This is a genomic window from Rossellomorea oryzaecorticis, from assembly GCF_038405515.1.
Taxonomy (GTDB): Bacteria; Bacillota; Bacilli; order Bacillales; family Bacillaceae_B; genus Rossellomorea; species Rossellomorea oryzaecorticis_A.
Window position 1 is genome coordinate 1 of the sequence record NZ_JBBYAF010000027.1, and the last position, 15,989, is coordinate 15,989.

At 42.1% G+C, this 15,989-nt stretch carries 14 protein-coding genes; 4 read left to right on the forward strand and 10 right to left on the reverse strand.

What is annotated here, in order from left to right; translation table 11 throughout:
* Window positions 1-633: 633 nt before the first annotated feature.
* From AAEO50_RS13715 to AAEO50_RS13730, 4 genes are all read right to left on the reverse strand, one after another.
* On the reverse strand, window positions 634-3,846 hold the full coding sequence (locus AAEO50_RS13715) for a BTAD domain-containing putative transcriptional regulator (RefSeq protein ID WP_341984588.1): 3,213 nt from the start codon (window positions 3,844-3,846) through the stop codon (window positions 634-636).
* 130 nt (window positions 3,847-3,976) lie between these two features.
* Window positions 3,977-4,537 carry a signal peptidase I gene (lepB, locus tag AAEO50_RS13720; RefSeq protein WP_341984590.1) on the reverse strand — a complete coding sequence of 187 codons (561 nt, stop codon included), beginning with the start codon at window positions 4,535-4,537 and terminating at the stop codon, window positions 3,977-3,979.
* Complete coding sequence (locus AAEO50_RS13725; protein WP_341984592.1) at window positions 4,534-5,175, reverse strand: TVP38/TMEM64 family protein; 642 nt, start codon at window positions 5,173-5,175, stop codon at window positions 4,534-4,536. The genes lepB and AAEO50_RS13725 overlap by 4 nt, the downstream gene beginning before the upstream one ends.
* 248 nt (window positions 5,176-5,423) lie before the next feature.
* Window positions 5,424-7,394 carry a S9 family peptidase gene (locus AAEO50_RS13730; protein WP_341984593.1) on the reverse strand — a complete coding sequence of 657 codons (1,971 nt, stop codon included), beginning with the start codon at window positions 7,392-7,394 and terminating at the stop codon, window positions 5,424-5,426.
* 400 nt (window positions 7,395-7,794) lie between these two features.
* On the opposite strand from AAEO50_RS13730, the gene AAEO50_RS13735 reads away from it, so the two are divergent.
* Window positions 7,795-8,199 (forward strand): hypothetical protein, encoded by a 405-nt coding sequence (locus AAEO50_RS13735; RefSeq protein WP_341984595.1) that lies wholly within the window; start codon window positions 7,795-7,797, stop codon window positions 8,197-8,199.
* Window positions 8,200-8,250: 51 nt separating this feature from the next.
* On the opposite strand, the gene AAEO50_RS13740 is transcribed toward AAEO50_RS13735, so the two are convergent.
* On the reverse strand, window positions 8,251-8,784 hold the full coding sequence (locus AAEO50_RS13740) for a competence protein ComK (protein ID WP_341984597.1): 534 nt from the start codon (window positions 8,782-8,784) through the stop codon (window positions 8,251-8,253).
* 224 nt (window positions 8,785-9,008) lie between these two features.
* Here AAEO50_RS13740 and AAEO50_RS13745 point away from each other — a divergent pair, with 224 nt between their 5' ends.
* Both AAEO50_RS13745 and AAEO50_RS13750 read left to right on the forward strand, forming a co-directional pair.
* Entirely contained in the window at window positions 9,009-9,221 is a 213-nt protein-coding gene (locus AAEO50_RS13745; protein ID WP_341984599.1) for an IDEAL domain-containing protein, read from the forward strand.
* Window positions 9,222-9,276: 55 nt separating this feature from the next.
* Window positions 9,277-9,996: a DUF421 domain-containing protein gene (locus tag AAEO50_RS13750; protein ID WP_341984602.1), complete on the forward strand. Its 720-nt coding sequence runs from the start codon at window positions 9,277-9,279 to the stop codon at window positions 9,994-9,996.
* Between the two features lie 25 nt (window positions 9,997-10,021).
* On the opposite strand, the gene AAEO50_RS13755 is transcribed toward AAEO50_RS13750, so the two are convergent.
* The 3 genes from AAEO50_RS13755 to AAEO50_RS13765 form a co-directional block, all read right to left on the reverse strand.
* Window positions 10,022-11,290 carry a M48 family metallopeptidase gene (locus tag AAEO50_RS13755; protein ID WP_341984604.1) on the reverse strand — a complete coding sequence of 423 codons (1,269 nt, stop codon included), beginning with the start codon at window positions 11,288-11,290 and terminating at the stop codon, window positions 10,022-10,024.
* Between the two features lie 278 nt (window positions 11,291-11,568).
* Complete coding sequence (locus tag AAEO50_RS13760; protein WP_341984606.1) at window positions 11,569-11,880, reverse strand: AzlD domain-containing protein; 312 nt, start codon at window positions 11,878-11,880, stop codon at window positions 11,569-11,571.
* On the reverse strand, window positions 11,873-12,598 hold the full coding sequence (locus AAEO50_RS13765) for an AzlC family ABC transporter permease (protein WP_341984608.1): 726 nt from the start codon (window positions 12,596-12,598) through the stop codon (window positions 11,873-11,875). The genes AAEO50_RS13760 and AAEO50_RS13765 overlap by 8 nt, the downstream gene beginning before the upstream one ends.
* 104 nt (window positions 12,599-12,702) lie before the next feature.
* Here AAEO50_RS13765 and AAEO50_RS13770 point away from each other — a divergent pair, with 104 nt between their 5' ends.
* The gene (locus AAEO50_RS13770) at window positions 12,703-13,260 is read left to right on the forward strand and encodes an XRE family transcriptional regulator (RefSeq protein WP_341984610.1); all 558 of its coding nucleotides are present in this window, start codon (window positions 12,703-12,705) and stop codon (window positions 13,258-13,260) included.
* 45 nt (window positions 13,261-13,305) lie between these two features.
* Here the strand turns inward: AAEO50_RS13770 and AAEO50_RS13775 are convergent, their stop codons facing one another.
* Both AAEO50_RS13775 and AAEO50_RS13780 read right to left on the reverse strand, forming a co-directional pair.
* Window positions 13,306-14,556, reverse strand: coding sequence for a YeeE/YedE family protein (locus AAEO50_RS13775; protein WP_341984613.1), 1,251 nt, complete (start codon window positions 14,554-14,556; stop codon window positions 13,306-13,308).
* Window positions 14,557-14,703: 147 nt separating this feature from the next.
* Window positions 14,704-15,672, reverse strand: a complete 969-nt coding sequence (locus tag AAEO50_RS13780) for a nuclease-related domain-containing protein (protein WP_341984615.1) — start codon at window positions 15,670-15,672, stop codon at window positions 14,704-14,706.
* Window positions 15,673-15,989: the final 317 nt, after the last annotated feature.

Below are 15,989 nucleotides of genomic sequence, written 5' to 3' on the forward strand. Positions count from 1 at the left end.
GGACAAGACCGAAAAGCGGAGGCGGCTTGCTCAGAGGCGACAAGCATAAGACAGGGCAGCCACAAAGGCGCTCTTTGCCTTTTTGGATGGCATGGCTTATGTCTCGAGCCTCTAGCCGCCGGAGCTGGACAAGACCGAAAAGCGGAAGTGGGCGTTTTGCTCCCTTTGAAAAATGTTCTTAGGCTTTAGAGGCGCTTTTTGCCTCAAAAGCCTAAGGTTAATTTTCAAACGGGAGCAGACCACTGGAGCTGGACATGTGGAAAAGCGGAGGGGCTTTGCTCAGAGGCGGGTATTGGCTGGGAATAGCAGCAAATTCCTCTTGGAATCGGGACTTAGCGAGGGGATAAGGATTTATTCTATGAGTTCAAGCATAAAATCTATGAGTTTCCAGCAATATTCTATGAGTTTATCAACATAATCTATGAGTTTCACCAAATAATCTCTCGTTTATCCATTTACTTACAACCAACAAAAAACTTACCTCTCCTACCTCCATTGCCCCTATCATAAATGTGCAAGAACACATTTCCGTACTCAATGAAAAAAGAAAATGGCCGGGACACCAGCGGCAGATGACTGCTCACCGGGTCCGCCCCAAATAAAAAACAGGTCCGATACTTTAGACCTGTTTTACTATCCGCTCACCCCGATTACCATCTCATACATTCTCTGCGTAGCTTCCATAGGGGCTACACCGAATTCCCTGTCCAATAATCCTTTACACCTCTGAAACCATTTCACTGCCTGGGGACGGTTATTTTTTTGATAGTAACAATACATGAGAATCCTGTACGCTTCCTCCCAAAGTGAATCTTGTTCGATAATCTTCAGACAGCAGTCGATGGCATCCTCATAGGTTTCTTTTCGAACCGCGAGCTGGGCTCTTTTTTCCAGTGCTCTCAGGTACAAATGCTGCAGTCTTTCTCTTTCCTTCTCTGTCCACGATGTGCCTTTTCTATCAGGCAGGAAGCTCCCTTTATAGTGAAGTATGCCTCTATCCAGGTATTGGATTGATTTATCAGCATCTTTCTCCTTTAAGCCCTGAGATATCCAGTTTGAAAATTGATCACTGTCATACTCGATGCCGGCCACTCCATTCAGCTTGTAGCCATCTTGCACCCTGCTGATAAAGAAAGCCTTCCCTCTTGCCGGACGGTTCGGTTCCAACACATTATTCAATGTGTTCAGCGCCACCTTGAAATCCCGGTCAGAGCCGCTCCCTTCCGGCCACAGTTCTTCAATGATTTCTTCTTTTCGCTTAAGCTGGTTTCTTTGGATAAGAAAGTATTGAAATAATTCCTTCGCTTTTTCTCTCTGCCATTGTTTCTCGGATACCCTCTCGTCGCCAAGCCATATTTCAAAGCTGCCCAGCGTATGGACTTTCAAGGTATAACCAGGATGGGAAGAAAGGGATTCGTGTCCTAATTTCTTTAATAACTCAAGACAATATGAAGAATGAATAGCTTCCTGATGGGCCTTCACTAATAAAGGGATGATGCTTTGCAGGTCTTTCGGTCCGAAAGTCGTCTGTTTAAAGAAAACAAACTCGTAATTTCCTATCTGCACTTCATTCAGACACGCGGTCATATATTCATGAAATTCGTCCTGTTTCTCCCGCTTGTAGGCAATTGCACTTTTCCACAGATTTATAAGCATTTTGCCATAGCTATCCCCGCATGCATCAAATTGTCTTCCTGCCCTGGTAATCTGTTTGAATGCTTCGTCATCTTCTCCCCGGTAATAATCATTAATTCCGGCGCTCAGCAAGATTAAAGAAGAAAGCCATGAATCTTCAACCATTTCAGTTTCATAGAGTGCTTCCTCCGCAAATTCCTTTCCCTTTTGATAATCGCCCATTCTGCTGTACATAATTGATAAGCCCATAAACGGTTCGGCTTTTCCCCTTGAAATATTGATCTGACTCATTAATTCCAATGAGGTTTCATAACAGTTTTTCGCCAGGTCGCTGTCATATTCATTTATCAATTGTACAGCATGGCCCATCCGGATCCATCCGCAGGCTTCTACAAAGGGTGATTTCGATTTTATGCCTTGGCTGATTCCCTGCTGGGCAAGTAATTTTGCTTCACTGCCATTTCCCATGAAGGATTCAATCAAAGAGAGCAGTAATTCTTTTTCCCTGTGAGACTGAGGAAGCTGATCATCATTTTCTTTATCAAGAAGAAGCGCCTTCGCTTCCTGAAGCTTCCCTGTGCGGAGAAGCATTCTCGCTCCAAGATTCCCTTCTTCCATCATGACCCCATTCTCTTTTCCTTTTTCATACCAGATTTTCGCCTGAACCGCTTTTCCCGAATTGACCAGGTTTTCAGAAATCAAATAGTATAGCTGATTCTTTTCATGCCGAAAACCATCATATTTGTCTTCCAGCCACTCAATTGCTTTCAATAAGTATCGCTGGGCTTTACCAGGCTGTATGGTATCAAGATATATCCTCCCTATTCCTTCATACGCTCTGCTGAGGATTAACGCATCCTTTTTTTCAAATGCCTGTTGAATTCCTTTTGTGTATGCTTTCTCCGCTTTTTCATAGAAAGAACGATAGCGGAAGAACTCCCCTTGATAAACCCAGAGAGAATAATAGCGATTCTTTATGCCATGAGGCAGCTGGCGAAGATAATCCCCAAGTATTTCAAGGTGCCCCCTCTTAATCATCCCCTCTGCTTCCCTCGTTAAAATGGAAGCCACCGCATCCATATTCCCCATCTTGAAATAGTGCTGCACAGCTTTCTCCCACTGCCCTTTTCTTTCAAAATAAAATGCACACTTCTGCTGCAATTCGTTGTACAGATGCGCATTTTCTTCTGCCAGTTTCCTTTCCAGGAACGTCTGGAACAAAGTATGAAGACGATAACAAGAGGCTCCTTTCATCTCTTGCAGCAGAGCATTTTTCTCAGAAAGCTGTTTTAGCAATTGGTGAGAGCCAGGCATTTCAAAAATCGCTTCACACGTTTCCCCATTGATTTCCTGAAGAATGGCGATTTGCTTCAAGAATTGCTGAACAATGGGAGTTTGTTTTGAAAAGACTTCATGGGCCAAATATTGAAAAAGCTCTGTTAATGAAGCATATTGCTTATCCACCATTAAAATATCGGGATTTTCCTGAAGCTGTGAGTGAATCATGCTTACTGCAATCACCCATCCTTCTGTCAGTTTACATATAGCGCGGATTTGTACATTAGGAATTTCTGTGTCATAGAAATCAGTAAGAAGCATCTCTACTTCTTCATCCGTCAGGCACAAATCGGATTCTGTTATTTCAAGCAACTGACGGGAAATTTTCAGTTGTATGAAAGTAGTCCATGAAGGTTTCGTTCTGGTTGAGAGAAAGAAGTGTATATGATCAGGAAGATGTTCTACTACCTTTTCCATCCACTGATTAATAAGGAAAGAATGATCAACCAGGTGGTAGTCATCAAGTATGATGGTCAAAGAGTGGGGAATTTTCACACATTCATTGATAAAGACAGCACTTAATTTATATAACTCTTCTTCTTTAATGTATTGACCGATTGATGACAAGGTTTCCTTCAATTCTTGTCCAAATTGAGGTACCTGCTTTTGAATGCTGTATAAAATGTTTGTAACAAAAGGGACTAAACCGTCATCATTGGCAGTAATGGAATACCAGCAATATGTAAGGCTTTCATCCTGTAAAAATTGGCTGATTGCTGTACTTTTTCCGTACCCGGCCCCGGAATGTACGATCAGCAGTTTATAATTTGTAATCGTTCTCATTTTTTTCATTAACGCAGGCCGCCGTATATATGTCTCTTTGACAACAGGCGGAACGAATTTCGTTTCAATTATAGGAATTTCTGTTGCCACGCTACCACCCTCAAAATGAACGAATTTTCTTACTATTTTACCATATTTATATTAGCCAATGGGGGCCGGGTAGTACTAAACAAAAAAAAGAATTCCGTTCACATTCACTGAACAAAATTCTTTCTGTATATCAGTTCTTAAATTGCATATCCCATTCACTGAGAGGCCAATACCTGAGATCTACTTTCCCGACAACCTGCTCCTGGTCGATGAACCCGAAGTATCTGCTGTCCATGCTGCCTCTGCGGTTGTCGCCAAGTACAAATACCTTTCCTTCAGGTACGGTCTGTTTTCCGGTAATTTCTTCAATCGTAAAGTCACCAGTGAGCTTATTGCCGATGAATTCCTGCTTGAACTTTTCCAAGTATGGCTCCGGATAATATTCTCCGTTGACATATAGTTTATCGTCTTTATACTCTACTTTATCTCCTGGCAGTCCAATGATCCTTTTAACATAATCCTCGTTTTCATTTGCATGAAAGACTACTACATCAAACCGATTCAATTCACCTAATTGGTAGCCTATTTTGTTTACAACAAGCTTGTTGCCATCTTCCAGCGTAGGCATCATCGATTCGCCTTCTACTACATAATTTGAGAAAAGAAAAGTTCGAATGACAACAAAGATGATCAATCCAATACCCAGGGCTTTAATCCATTCAAGACCTTCTCTTTTTACTTCTTCTCTCAATTCGATTCCTCCTGCTTTTTCCGTTCAATCCTTTGATCGAGTTCAAGTTTTTTATTTAAACGTATTTCGATTTGTTTTCCAACTAACCACAAAACAAAGATGATTACTCCTACTATAACAGTGCGTATAGGCTGTTTCACTAATGATATGATATCATATCCAATGAAACTTATGGTAAAAATCATCACCATTTTCCCAGTTAAAACAGCAAGCATGTATTGAGCGATGCTGATGCTGGATAAGCCTGCCACGACGTTTACAAGGGCGGACGGCGTGAATGGGAAACATAACAGCAAGAACAATGGTCCAAATCCATGCTTGTCTACCCAGCGAGTCAGTCTTTTCACTTGACGATTGTTGCGTAAAAAGCGAAACACCCTTGTATCTCCGTACCTTCTGACCAGTACAAATACGAGCAGCGCCCCGGCGGCAGCACCTATCCAGGAAAAAAGAAACCCAAACCATAAACCGAAAGCGTTGGCATTTGCCATCACAAACACAACTAGCGGCAGGAAGGGAAGAAAGGCTTCCAGCATAGGGAGCAAAATTCCAGCGAACGGCCCCAGTGCTTTATACTGCTGAATCAATCCCATTATATTTTCGAGGGTAAGCCACTCTTTAATTTCATTAATATCCATAGTATATGTTTCCCCTTATACGACGATGAAAAATTCTCATTCGTTATCGCGTTATTGCTCACTTTATCATATCATATCACTTTCAGAATTCCATACTCCGTATTTAAACCTTTTCCTAAAGAAAGGAAATTTAAACAGGCAACGGATGATCTCGATTCATTTATCGGGATTTAATTCTTCATCCACCCCGGCCCATCATAATAAATAGCTAAAACCGCCATTTACATTTCGAAATGGCGGTCCGTGCTTTAAAAGTATTCATCAAACCAATCGATGATTTCCTGCAGTCTCGCTTCGCGCAAGGAGGGTGTCCCGCTGCGGGATAGATTGTGATTGGAGTCCGGGAACCTGACGAATCTTGCCTGTTTACCGTCTCGCTTTAATGCGATATACAACTGTTCAGCCTGTTCGATCGGACAACGGTAATCCTTTTCGCTATGAAGGATCAAGAGCGGTGTGTTGATGTTCTTCACATATGCTAAAGGAGAATGCTTCCACAGAGTTTCTATATCGTCAAGTTCACATTTCATCTGCCATTCAGAGAAATAATAACCGATGTCACTCACTCCATAGAAACTGATCCAATTGCTGATCGATCTCTGGGTGACAGCCGCTTTGAATCTGTCACAGTGGGCGATGATCCAATTGGTCATAAAGCCTCCATAGCTGCCGCCGGTTACACCAAGCCTGGATTCGTCAATCCAATCATACTCCTCCAGGACATGATCGACTGCTGCCATGATATCCTGGTAGTCCCCTCCTCCATAATCACCGCGTACAGCATCGACAAACTCCTGTCCATACCCATGGCTCCCACGCGGGTTTATGTATAAGACGCCATATCCTTTACCCGCAAGCAGCTGCAGTTCATGGAAAAAGGTATTGCCATACATGGTGTGAGGCCCTCCATGAATTTCAACAATCAGAGGGTATGTCTTACCCTTCTCAAAGTTCACGGGCTTCATGATCCATCCCTGGACGGGTATGCCATCCCCTCCACTCAACATAAACATCTCAGGAGAAGAAAGCTGCCGGCTGCTCAGCCATCCCTTGTTCACTTCCGTCATTTTTTCTATTTGTCCTGATGGAACGTGCAGCGTATATAATTCACCCGGCTCTTCAGGCTTACTCATAGCGAGCACCATCCTTTGGTCTTCAGAAAAGAAGTCGAAACCGTAAATATGCTGTTCTTCTTCAAACAGCGCCGGACAAACCGCTCCTTCTATGTGTGCATAATAAAGGATTGTATTGCCGCGATCAGATGCGATGAAATAAAGGCTTTCGTTATCTTTTGACCAGACGATCCCCGCCCCTGAAGTCCCTTGTATGCTATCACTGTTAAGATAGTCTCCAACCGGAATATCCATACCTTCAGTAAGAGGCAAGGTCAAGCGTGTTTCCATGTTGTATAAGTAAATTTTGTTCTGGGTGGCATTTTCAAATTCACGGTTATGTCCTATATAGGCAAGGTATTTCCCGTCAGGCGAAAAACTTGCTCCGCCGTAGTAACCCTGCTCGTCTGTCACTTTATTGGATTCCATGTTTTCCATATCCAATAAATATAGACCGGATGCAAAAGAAAAATCTTTATTCTCTTCAAAATCCGCAGAATAAGCTATGTATGATTCGTGCCAGGCATGCAGAGTGTAATCATGCTCGTCATCCGTGAGTCTCTCCACCTCTTTGCCTGAAACGTCCACTATCACTAACTGAGCGTAACGATCATCATGAAAGCCCCTGTCATCAGATTTGTATTTCATAGATGAAACAGCTAACGGTTTAATTTTCCCTTCTTCCTTCCCCTCATTTACTTGAAGTGCTTCCCCCTTTTTCAAACGGACCACACACACGATCTTCTTTCCACACGGCGACCAGACAGGATTTGATATTCCTCTTTGGGTTTCTGTCAGTTGTTCTGCTTCACCGCCATTTCGGTTCATCACATAAAGCTGTGTGCTTCCAGTTCGATTCGATAAAAATGCAATCTGGCTCCCATCCGGCGACCACCTTGGTGAAGAAACTTTTTCCTCACCGAATGTCCACTGTGTATTACAGCCGCTTTCAAAATCAAGACAGAACAAATGAGACAAATAATCATTCTTCTCCTTATCCATGACCGTCTGCACAAAGACCGCTTCTTCCCCATCAGGCGAAATCCGCGGATCAGAAAGAGCCTTTATCTGATAAAGATCCTTTATTTCGATTCCATTGACTTCCATAATTATATAACTCCCTTTCATTAGTCCTATGTATGATTTCGACAGGAGAAATTGAATTCCTTTAATGGATAACTCTTTTAAACACCGCTGTTGATTTCCGTGCAAGACTTCGCTTTCCGCGGGCGGCCGGTGAGCCTCCTCGTCGCTAAAGCTCCTGCGGGGTCTCACCTGTCTCGCTTTTCCCGCAGGAGCCTTCGTCTTGCACTCCAATCAACAGCTAAATTCAAAAATAAACACCATTAAGCTTTACAGAACATTATGGATAAGAAAGGGCCTTCTCCTTCATAATAACAACAAATCCCCGTTTCTCCATTTTTCGCTATTGAAAGTCCAGTCATTTCACCTTAAAATAGAAATACGAACATAAGTTCGATAACTGAATGAAAAGAGGTCTTTTCATATGACACGAATACCAGAGAATGACCGTAATATTCTGGAACAGGCGATTTATTTACCGATGGTTTTGACCATCTTAAACCGGGATTTGCAAATTGTAGACCAAAGCCCATTCAAACTCAAGCGCCCTTATTTAGAGGTGATAGAAGAAACAATGAAAGTCATCCAGGGAGAGCTTGCATACGTGAAAAAATATATGAGGACGAATAAAATGAAGGTGGAAAGGATTCAATCAGACGATGCATTTACGATGTATATGTTTTTATATAAGGGGTACGAGGAACATCACAATTATTTTAACCCCCGTCTCAGAAACAGGGTGGAAGACTTAATGCGCCATTACCTATTTCGCCGGTTTCTTGAAACGAAATCCCCTGCGGAAAATCCGGATCATCCCCGCCAGGCCTGATGGTGTTTTACAGCTTTTCACACAAATAAAAAAAGCGTGATCAAAGGCTCCTCACGCGTTTGTTTTATTTTTCAGGTAAAATGATTTCATGGTGTACTTGCTTTCCATTTCTGAAACCCGTTGAGAATAGGCGATTCGAAGGTTGGAAGTACGAAGCATCTGATTTTCAAAAGAACTGTATGAAATGGGTATCAGATGGGATTCCCGATTCTGAAAAGTCACTGAGGTTTGACCGTTCTCGGCAGCAGAATAACTGGTTACATGGGAATGGGAGATCCATATACACTCACTTTTCACAGGAGAAGTAGTCGGAAATAAAAACATCGACATTTGGGGGTTTAACATGATTGGGGCCTTATAGGAGATACCCGTCAGCTCTTTAGTCCCATCCTTCCTTCCTTGATATGAAGAACCAAAAAATTCACAGCTTTTCTTAAGAATATCCATCGGTTTAAACGGAGAAAGTATGATGTCCTCCATTTCAATGATTTCAGTAAATGTCTTGGCGCCATATTCAATGGGCTTTAACATCAATGTATGAGGATTCACTTCATATTCTTCCAAAATTCGAGATTTACCCTTCATATTTTCTCCTCCTTTTACATATTTCTCCAAAATAATACCACAAATACCACAGGGTGTCTCCAATATTTTTAAAAAATTCTGAAATTATTTTCCTGACACAACGTCCGGCAATAAAAATTATCTGAATATTTAAATTTTTGGTTGAATTTTTGACTTTACTTCCATATACTAATAAAAAGAATTCAGAGGTGATCGTATTGGAAAATAAAAAGTCCTATACCGAAATGATGAAAGCTTCTGCGATGACCCGGAAACGAAACGCTGAAAGAAACGTGCTGGAAATTTATATTGATATGCTTCTATACGAAAGCATACTGGCCAGCCAAAAGACTAAGCTGTTAGAAGATATCGATGCAGCCCTGGATCTTAAGAATGAATCGTTGTTTATGAAACTTACAGAAGAATTGAAGGAAGTCAATATTCGTTACGGCTTATAACAACAGGCTGGCTCTGATAAATGAGCCAGCCTTCCCTTTTTTCCCCGCTCCGGGAATGGGTTTGTTTGTAATGGTGAAAGCTAACGACAAAACGATTTATGGAGCGAACTACATGATATTCATCAAAGTACTTGTCCTCTATTTAATGACTATTGCAGCGATGCGCCTGATGGGGAAATCGACCATCGTCCAGATGACACCTTACGATCTTGTAGCCATAATCATTGTCGGTACAATCGCATCAGAACCACTTATCAGTACTAAGTTCTGGCCGACCCTCACTGCGCTGGTCATTCTGGTAGGACTTCATGTCTTATTCTCATACCTGACATTAAGCCAATGGGGAAACAAATTTTTCCTGGGGGAGCCGACCCTGTTGATCAAAAACGGAGAAATCCTCGAAGACAATTTGGAAAAATCCAAGATTTCGCTTATCCAGCTGACATCGATTCTAAGAGCTAACGGCTATCCAAAAATCTCGGATGTGGATTATGCCATGCTTGAGCCAATCGGAGAAGTGAGTGTCATCCCCAAAGTGGAAAATACACCTGTGACGGTTCAACATTTAAATCTAAAGATTGATGACGAAGGGCTGCCGATTTCCGTTATTGTCGACGGAAAGGTCCAGAAACGTAATTTGCACCTTCTCGGGAAAAATCAGGACTGGCTGCTCGACCGATTATCAAGTGAAGGAATCCACCCTAAAGAAGTCATCTTTGCCTACATGACAGAAAAAAAGAAAAACCTTATCATCAGTAAAAGAGAAAAAGCCTAGTCAGGAGATGACCAGGCTCCTTTCCTTATTCCTTCTTCTCTCTTTCATACTGCTCAAGCATACTCAAACGTTCCATCATCGTCGGATGCCCATAACGGAAAATCTTTACCAATACAGGGGGATTCACCTGTGAAAGACCAACCTTTGACAACTTTTGAAAAGAAGTGATGGCTGCCTGCTTATCTTCGGTCATTTCAATTGCGTATCGGTCTGCGCGGGTTTCCTGATAACGGGAAATCCAATTTGAAAATGGACTGACCGTAAACATCAGCATTGAAGTAATCAGGAGGAATAAAGGCAAAGAACTAAGATTGGACACATTCGACACCTTGATTTCATCCTTATAGTTCGCGACGATCCCCCTCATCAGCTTTGATGCCAAAAATAACCCAAAGAATGAAAGAACTAAATAAATCGTAATTCCGATATAGATATGCTTTTCCACATAATGGGCCATTTCATGTGCCATGACAAAGAGTATTTCTTTATCCGTGAGTTTCTCAAGGGTGGTATCCCAAAGGACGATACGGGAATTCGAACCCACTCCATTCACATACGCGTTGAGGGAATTGGTCTTTTCAGACATATTGACCTCGAACACATGATCAGCCGGAATCTGTGCTTTTTCCGCAAGGGTCAGGATCTTTTGTTCAAGTGCTTTATCCTTCAAAGGATAGAAATCATTATACAATGGATCGATCACCACAGGCTGGATAAACATCATGAAAATCGTAAATGGCACAGACAATACCCATGCTGCCAGCCACCATCTATTCTTAAACCGCTTCATGAGGCCATACAGGACAGAAACAATGATGAACATGATCAAATAGTTCACCCAGAAATCCGTCAATTCATCCTTCATCCACATGGAAAAAGTCTGCGTGGAAATATTATACGTCTTTGAAATTTTATAAGAGATGAACTGCAAAGGAAAAATGGCAGCGAATGAAGCAAGCGATAACCAGAACAGGTACACAGCTGTTTGAAGAAACCGATTTTTCGTCGTACCCCTTGCCCACTTTTCAAACCCTCTTGATATTCCCAAAATAAGAATCAGAAAGTAAAATAACCATTCATAAGGCGTCGATAGAAAAAACAACAGATTCTTGATCTTCGAAAAATCCTCACTCAGCATAATTTCCCTAGCATTCATGAATGTGGCAGGATCTGCACTGCTTCCTTTATATGCTTCGGGTAATGAAGAATCCGCCAGAAAAAACAAATACACATATAAAAATAATCCCAGCAGCAAATAACCCAACACCGCCCGGAATGCCCACTTTCTAACCAATATACTTCCTCCCTTCCTTCTCTCTTACTATATGTAATACCTTGTCCTTTTAAATAGAACAAGAAAAGCGAAAGGGCTTCGTTCAGAGGCGGGTGGCATAAGACGAACAGGACTGGAAGGCGTTCCTTGCCTTCTTGGCCGGTTTGGCTTATGACATGTGCCTCTAAGCCCTGCAGCTGGACACCAGAAAAGCTGAGGGGACTCGCGTTTAGAGGCGACAAGCATAAGGCCAAGCCAGTCCCAAATAAAAAAGCCACGGTAACACGTGACTTTATCCTTTACATTAAGAATACCGAATATAGAGATAAAAATGAAATGGCGCCGATGACAACCACAATCACATTCGCTCCCAGAAAGGCAATAAGGAATGCCGCAGCGGTCCCCACCACCCCAAATAAAAGATTCCCCTCCTGAATCAATAATATACTTGGAAATATCAATGCTCCCAATACGGCAAAAGGAACGTTTTTCAGTACACCTTGAAGAAAAGGAGGAAGTTCCTTTCCTTTAAAAACGATAAAAGGAAGCATTCTTGGAATATATGTGACCACTGCCATCCCGATGATCATCCATATTACCATACTATTCATACACTCCTCCCCCTTTTTGTTTGATCATGACGACAGCTTCGACAAGTATGGCAGAAACAAGAGTACCAATGACAATTGACCAGCCATTCGAAAGGTTTGTCGTAAACAGAAGAACACTGTTTAAAGCCCCGGCCGTCACCGCAAGAAAGAATACCTTCATACTTTTTTTCATTGACGGGACAAGAAGACCGACGAACATGGCGTAAAGAGCAATTGTCATGCTTGCCTGCAGGAATTCAGGGAGAATCTCTCCAATAAAATACCCGATTCCGGAGTTAATCACCCAGCTGCCATACGAAATCAGGATGACCCCAAAAGCAAAGCCGGTCTTCACTTTCCCATCCTTCACACTGATGACGGTAAATGTCTCATCCGTTATTCCAAATGCATAAGTCAATTTTTTATGCAGCACGTCCTCCTCCAGCTTTTCACTCAGTGAAGCAGACATTAAAAAGTGCCGGATATTTACGATAAACGTTGTAAGAATAATTTCAAGAATCCCGGTGCCCACTGCAATCAAGCTCAGAGATATGTATTGAGCCGCCCCTGCAAATACAAACATGCTCATTAACACGGTTTCCGTGACAGTCAGCCCGGTGGTTCTAGCCAATAATCCAAAGGTAAGGGCAACTGGCATGTAACCAATGGCAATACTGATCCCGCCCTGGAGTCCATGACGAAAATCACTTACTTTTTTTGTTGAAAGCAGTGCCTCCATCTCTTCACATCCTTTATAATAGAAGGTAATAAACTATTTTAACAATTTGATAATTTACTATATTATACATACAGACGTTATAGTATACAAGAGAGGTTTTTAAAATGGAAAATTTCCCGATGCAAATTGGCGAGAATATAAGAAAGATCCGCAGGGAGCGGGGACTGAGCCTTGAACAAATGGCTGAATCGACCGGTGTGAGTAAAGCGATGATCGGACAGATCGAGCGCGGTGATTCCAATCCAACCGTCGCCATCCTATGGAAGATTGCCAATGGACTGAAGGTATCTTTTTCTTCGCTGATCGAAAAACCGCAATGTCAGGTCTCGATTACTCACTATAAAGATGTACAGCCAGTATCTGAAGACGCCGGGAAGTATATCGTGTATCCCATTTTCCCCTTTGATCCCTTTAAGAAGTGGGAAAGCTATAGAGTGGAAATGCACCCTGGCTGTTGTTACAGGAATGAAGGTCATCCACCTGGTGTGGAAGAATACATTTCTGTTATTAAAGGCCGGGTTTCCTTAGGAATCGCGGAAGAAACGTATGACCTGGAAGAAGGGAGTTCCATTCGATTTGCTGCCGACTCAGGACACCAGTATATGAATACTTCGGAAGAACCTGCTGTTTGTCATATGATGATCTATTATGGAAGTGAATAAAAAAACTCCTGCCAGACCGGCAGGAGTTTTTTATTGAGGATAGAATCAACAGAAGGTATCTTTTGGCTTCGGAACCGATAATCCAAACATCGGTCTCAAATATAAAGCTGTAAACGTGCCTCCTAAAGCGAGAATGCCCCAAATATAGCCATGAAGACTGAAAGAAGAAATCCCGCCAAAGTATGCACCGATATTACAGCCGAATGCAAGGCGTGCACCATATCCCATCAGCAGACCGCCAATGACTGATGCGGCTGCATTTTTACCAGTGATTTTATTGAAGCGGAATAGCCCTCCCGCTGCTGACGCAAGGAATGCCCCAAGAATGACACCAAAGTTCAGAACAGTTGTAGAATCCGCAAAAATGGATGCCTGAAGTGCTTCAGCATTCGCTCCACTCCAGTATCCCCAGCTCGCTGCATCCACTCCGAACACCGCTGCCGTTTTTGAACCCCAAAGCGCAAAAGCGGAAGTGATGCCCCAAGGATTTCCTCGCGTCATGAGTGTCAGTGCATTCAATACCGCAAGAACAACAGCGGCTGCAATCAGCGGCCAAGATCCGCGAAAAATTCTTTTCCAACCTTGCGTGGTTGGAAGTGCCGCCATTCTCGGCGGATTTTTCTTCTTCTCTATTTTTAAAGTGATCCAGGTAATGAAACCAAATAAAGCGATAGACACAGCCCAGCCCCCGAAATACCCCAGTCCAGTGGAAGTTGCAAGGGAAATAGGTTCAAATGAAGGCAGCTCCTCTGTCCAGAAAGGTAAATGAGCCGCCCCCACAGTTGCACCTATAATAAAGAACAGCAGGGTGATGAACATAACGGAACGTCCTCCGCCAATGGCATAAAGTGTACCCGAAGCACAACCGCCGCCAAGCTGCATACCGATACCGAACATAAATGCACCAACAACCAGGCTCACACCCACCGGTGACACATAACCGGCAGCTTCACCGCCAAAGAATGTATAGCCCGTGGCCAAAATCGGGGCAAAAAGCGTAACGGCAACAGCAAGCATCAGCATATGGGACCTGAGTGCCTGCCCGTTCCCCACTGACATCACCCTGCGGAATGCCGAAGTGAAGCCAAATCGCGCGTGAAATAATGTATATCCTAAAAGCAAACCAAGAACGAGCAGTACCGTTTGAGCTATCTCTTGGGTAAATAATAAATAGATACCAAGAATAGCTGCCACCACCAACCCCCCGGCCACTAAAGAAGTCTGCGGAGGATTCAGTTCGGTACTTCCTTTCTTGGGTCCTTTTGTTTCATCTATAGGTTGAACATAGCTCCCCATGAATAACCCTCCTTAATCTGATTGATTTAGTTGGAATTCATTTTTATATAGTAATAGATTTGGAAGGGGATGTCAAAGGAAGCAGGCTGGGTTTTCCATGTGGGTGTGGTGGCGGATCCATTTTTTGTATTGATTGGTGAAAATAAGTTAGTGGAATTCTTTGTGGTAGATGGTTGCTTTTGTGGAGCCTGTGGTTTTGAGGTTTAGGGAGTTTAATATTTTTTCTGCAGTTTTTCGGGATTCTAAATCAAGAAATTTCCTCAGTTCTTTGTTTGTGATGAAAGGTTTTATCAATAAGAAATAATCTTCAATTTTTTGTTCATGTGCTCTTTTTGAAGAAAATTTGCAGCTACTACAGGACCAGGTTCCGTAGACACGTTCCATTTTTTCAGAACAAATCTCACAGTATACACCTCTTTGTAGCTCTTCCTCATTGATCCCATACGTATTCAATATGCTCGTAAAATTGGTGTCATGCTTATTAAGAAGTACTTTCTTAATCTTTCTAAGCTCTCTTTTATTAACTTTCTCCTCAGGGTAAATACTATTCAATTTACTGATTTCCCTTATTAGGTTTTGGGCGTGAATGATTTTATCGTAAGGGGGCTGGAGGGTCTGGCGATTGGCCATTTTAAGAATTGTATTAGGATTACTTATCACCACTAGGTATTCAATAGGAGGGATAACCAGATTATAATCATAAAAAAACCTTTGGAGGAACAGCTTCTGACGCTGTGCTTGCATTATAGGGTCTAGAAAACCTGTTTCTATTCCATTGTAATTCTTAGTCAGTTGATTAAATTCAGAATCAATTGTGAGGGTACCGGATATGTTTTTTATTTCAAGGATTAACGTATAGTAAGGGGTAAATAGTAAAGAATCGATTTGAAAGTGGTGAGGGGTTAGTGGAAGTTTTAAATCATTGAAAATCATATATTTTTTATCAGTTAAAAAACTTAATTGGTAGTCAACCGCTTTTTCTCCATTAAAACCTGCCTTTCTTTTCTTGAAATCCTGTTCAATTAGGGGAATCTTTGGATGGTTGTCAACCAACCCCCTTAATAATGCTTCATTTTGGTCAATTTTTACTGGTTTGACTCTGTCTTTTGCAAACAATTGATCACTCCTTCATGGTTTATCTATAAATACTTCTCTTTAAATATGGAAAATCCTGCTTCACGCTTGGAATATAAATATATTAATATCAATTGCGCCACTTTCCAGATAATTGCGCAGGTTTTTGGGTAATTGCGCCACTTTATCATTTATTGAGCCACTTTAAAAATAATTGCGCAACAATCCTGATAATCGCGCAACATGTCGAATTTTCCTTATTTCATCACACACCCAACCCAACAAACCAAAACCCTAATTTGTCAAAACCTTTTTCAATAAACCCCTAACCACCGCACTCCCCCATCACTCTCGCACTC

What these genes read in the sequence shown, in the direction of transcription:
- AAEO50_RS13725 (WP_341984592.1), bottom strand. Translation starts at nt 5,175, where the DNA reads ATGGATATTAATGAAATTAAAGAGTGGCTTACCCTCGAAAATATAATG.
- AAEO50_RS13730 (WP_341984593.1), bottom strand. Translation starts at nt 7,394, where the DNA reads ATGGAAGTCAATGGAATCGAAATAAAGGATCTTTATCAGATAAAGGCT.
- AAEO50_RS13735 (WP_341984595.1), top strand. Translation starts at nt 7,795, where the DNA reads ATGACACGAATACCAGAGAATGACCGTAATATTCTGGAACAGGCGATT.
- AAEO50_RS13740 (WP_341984597.1), bottom strand. Translation starts at nt 8,784, where the DNA reads ATGAAGGGTAAATCTCGAATTTTGGAAGAATATGAAGTGAATCCTCAT.
- AAEO50_RS13745 (WP_341984599.1), top strand. Translation starts at nt 9,009, where the DNA reads ATGATGAAAGCTTCTGCGATGACCCGGAAACGAAACGCTGAAAGAAAC.
- AAEO50_RS13750 (WP_341984602.1), top strand. Translation starts at nt 9,277, where the DNA reads ATGGGTTTGTTTGTAATGGTGAAAGCTAACGACAAAACGATTTATGGA.
- AAEO50_RS13760 (WP_341984606.1), bottom strand. Translation starts at nt 11,880, where the DNA reads ATGAATAGTATGGTAATATGGATGATCATCGGGATGGCAGTGGTCACA.
- AAEO50_RS13765 (WP_341984608.1), bottom strand. Translation starts at nt 12,598, where the DNA reads ATGGAGGCACTGCTTTCAACAAAAAAAGTAAGTGATTTTCGTCATGGA.
- AAEO50_RS13770 (WP_341984610.1), top strand. Translation starts at nt 12,703, where the DNA reads ATGGAAAATTTCCCGATGCAAATTGGCGAGAATATAAGAAAGATCCGC.
- AAEO50_RS13775 (WP_341984613.1), bottom strand. Translation starts at nt 14,556, where the DNA reads ATGGGGAGCTATGTTCAACCTATAGATGAAACAAAAGGACCCAAGAAA.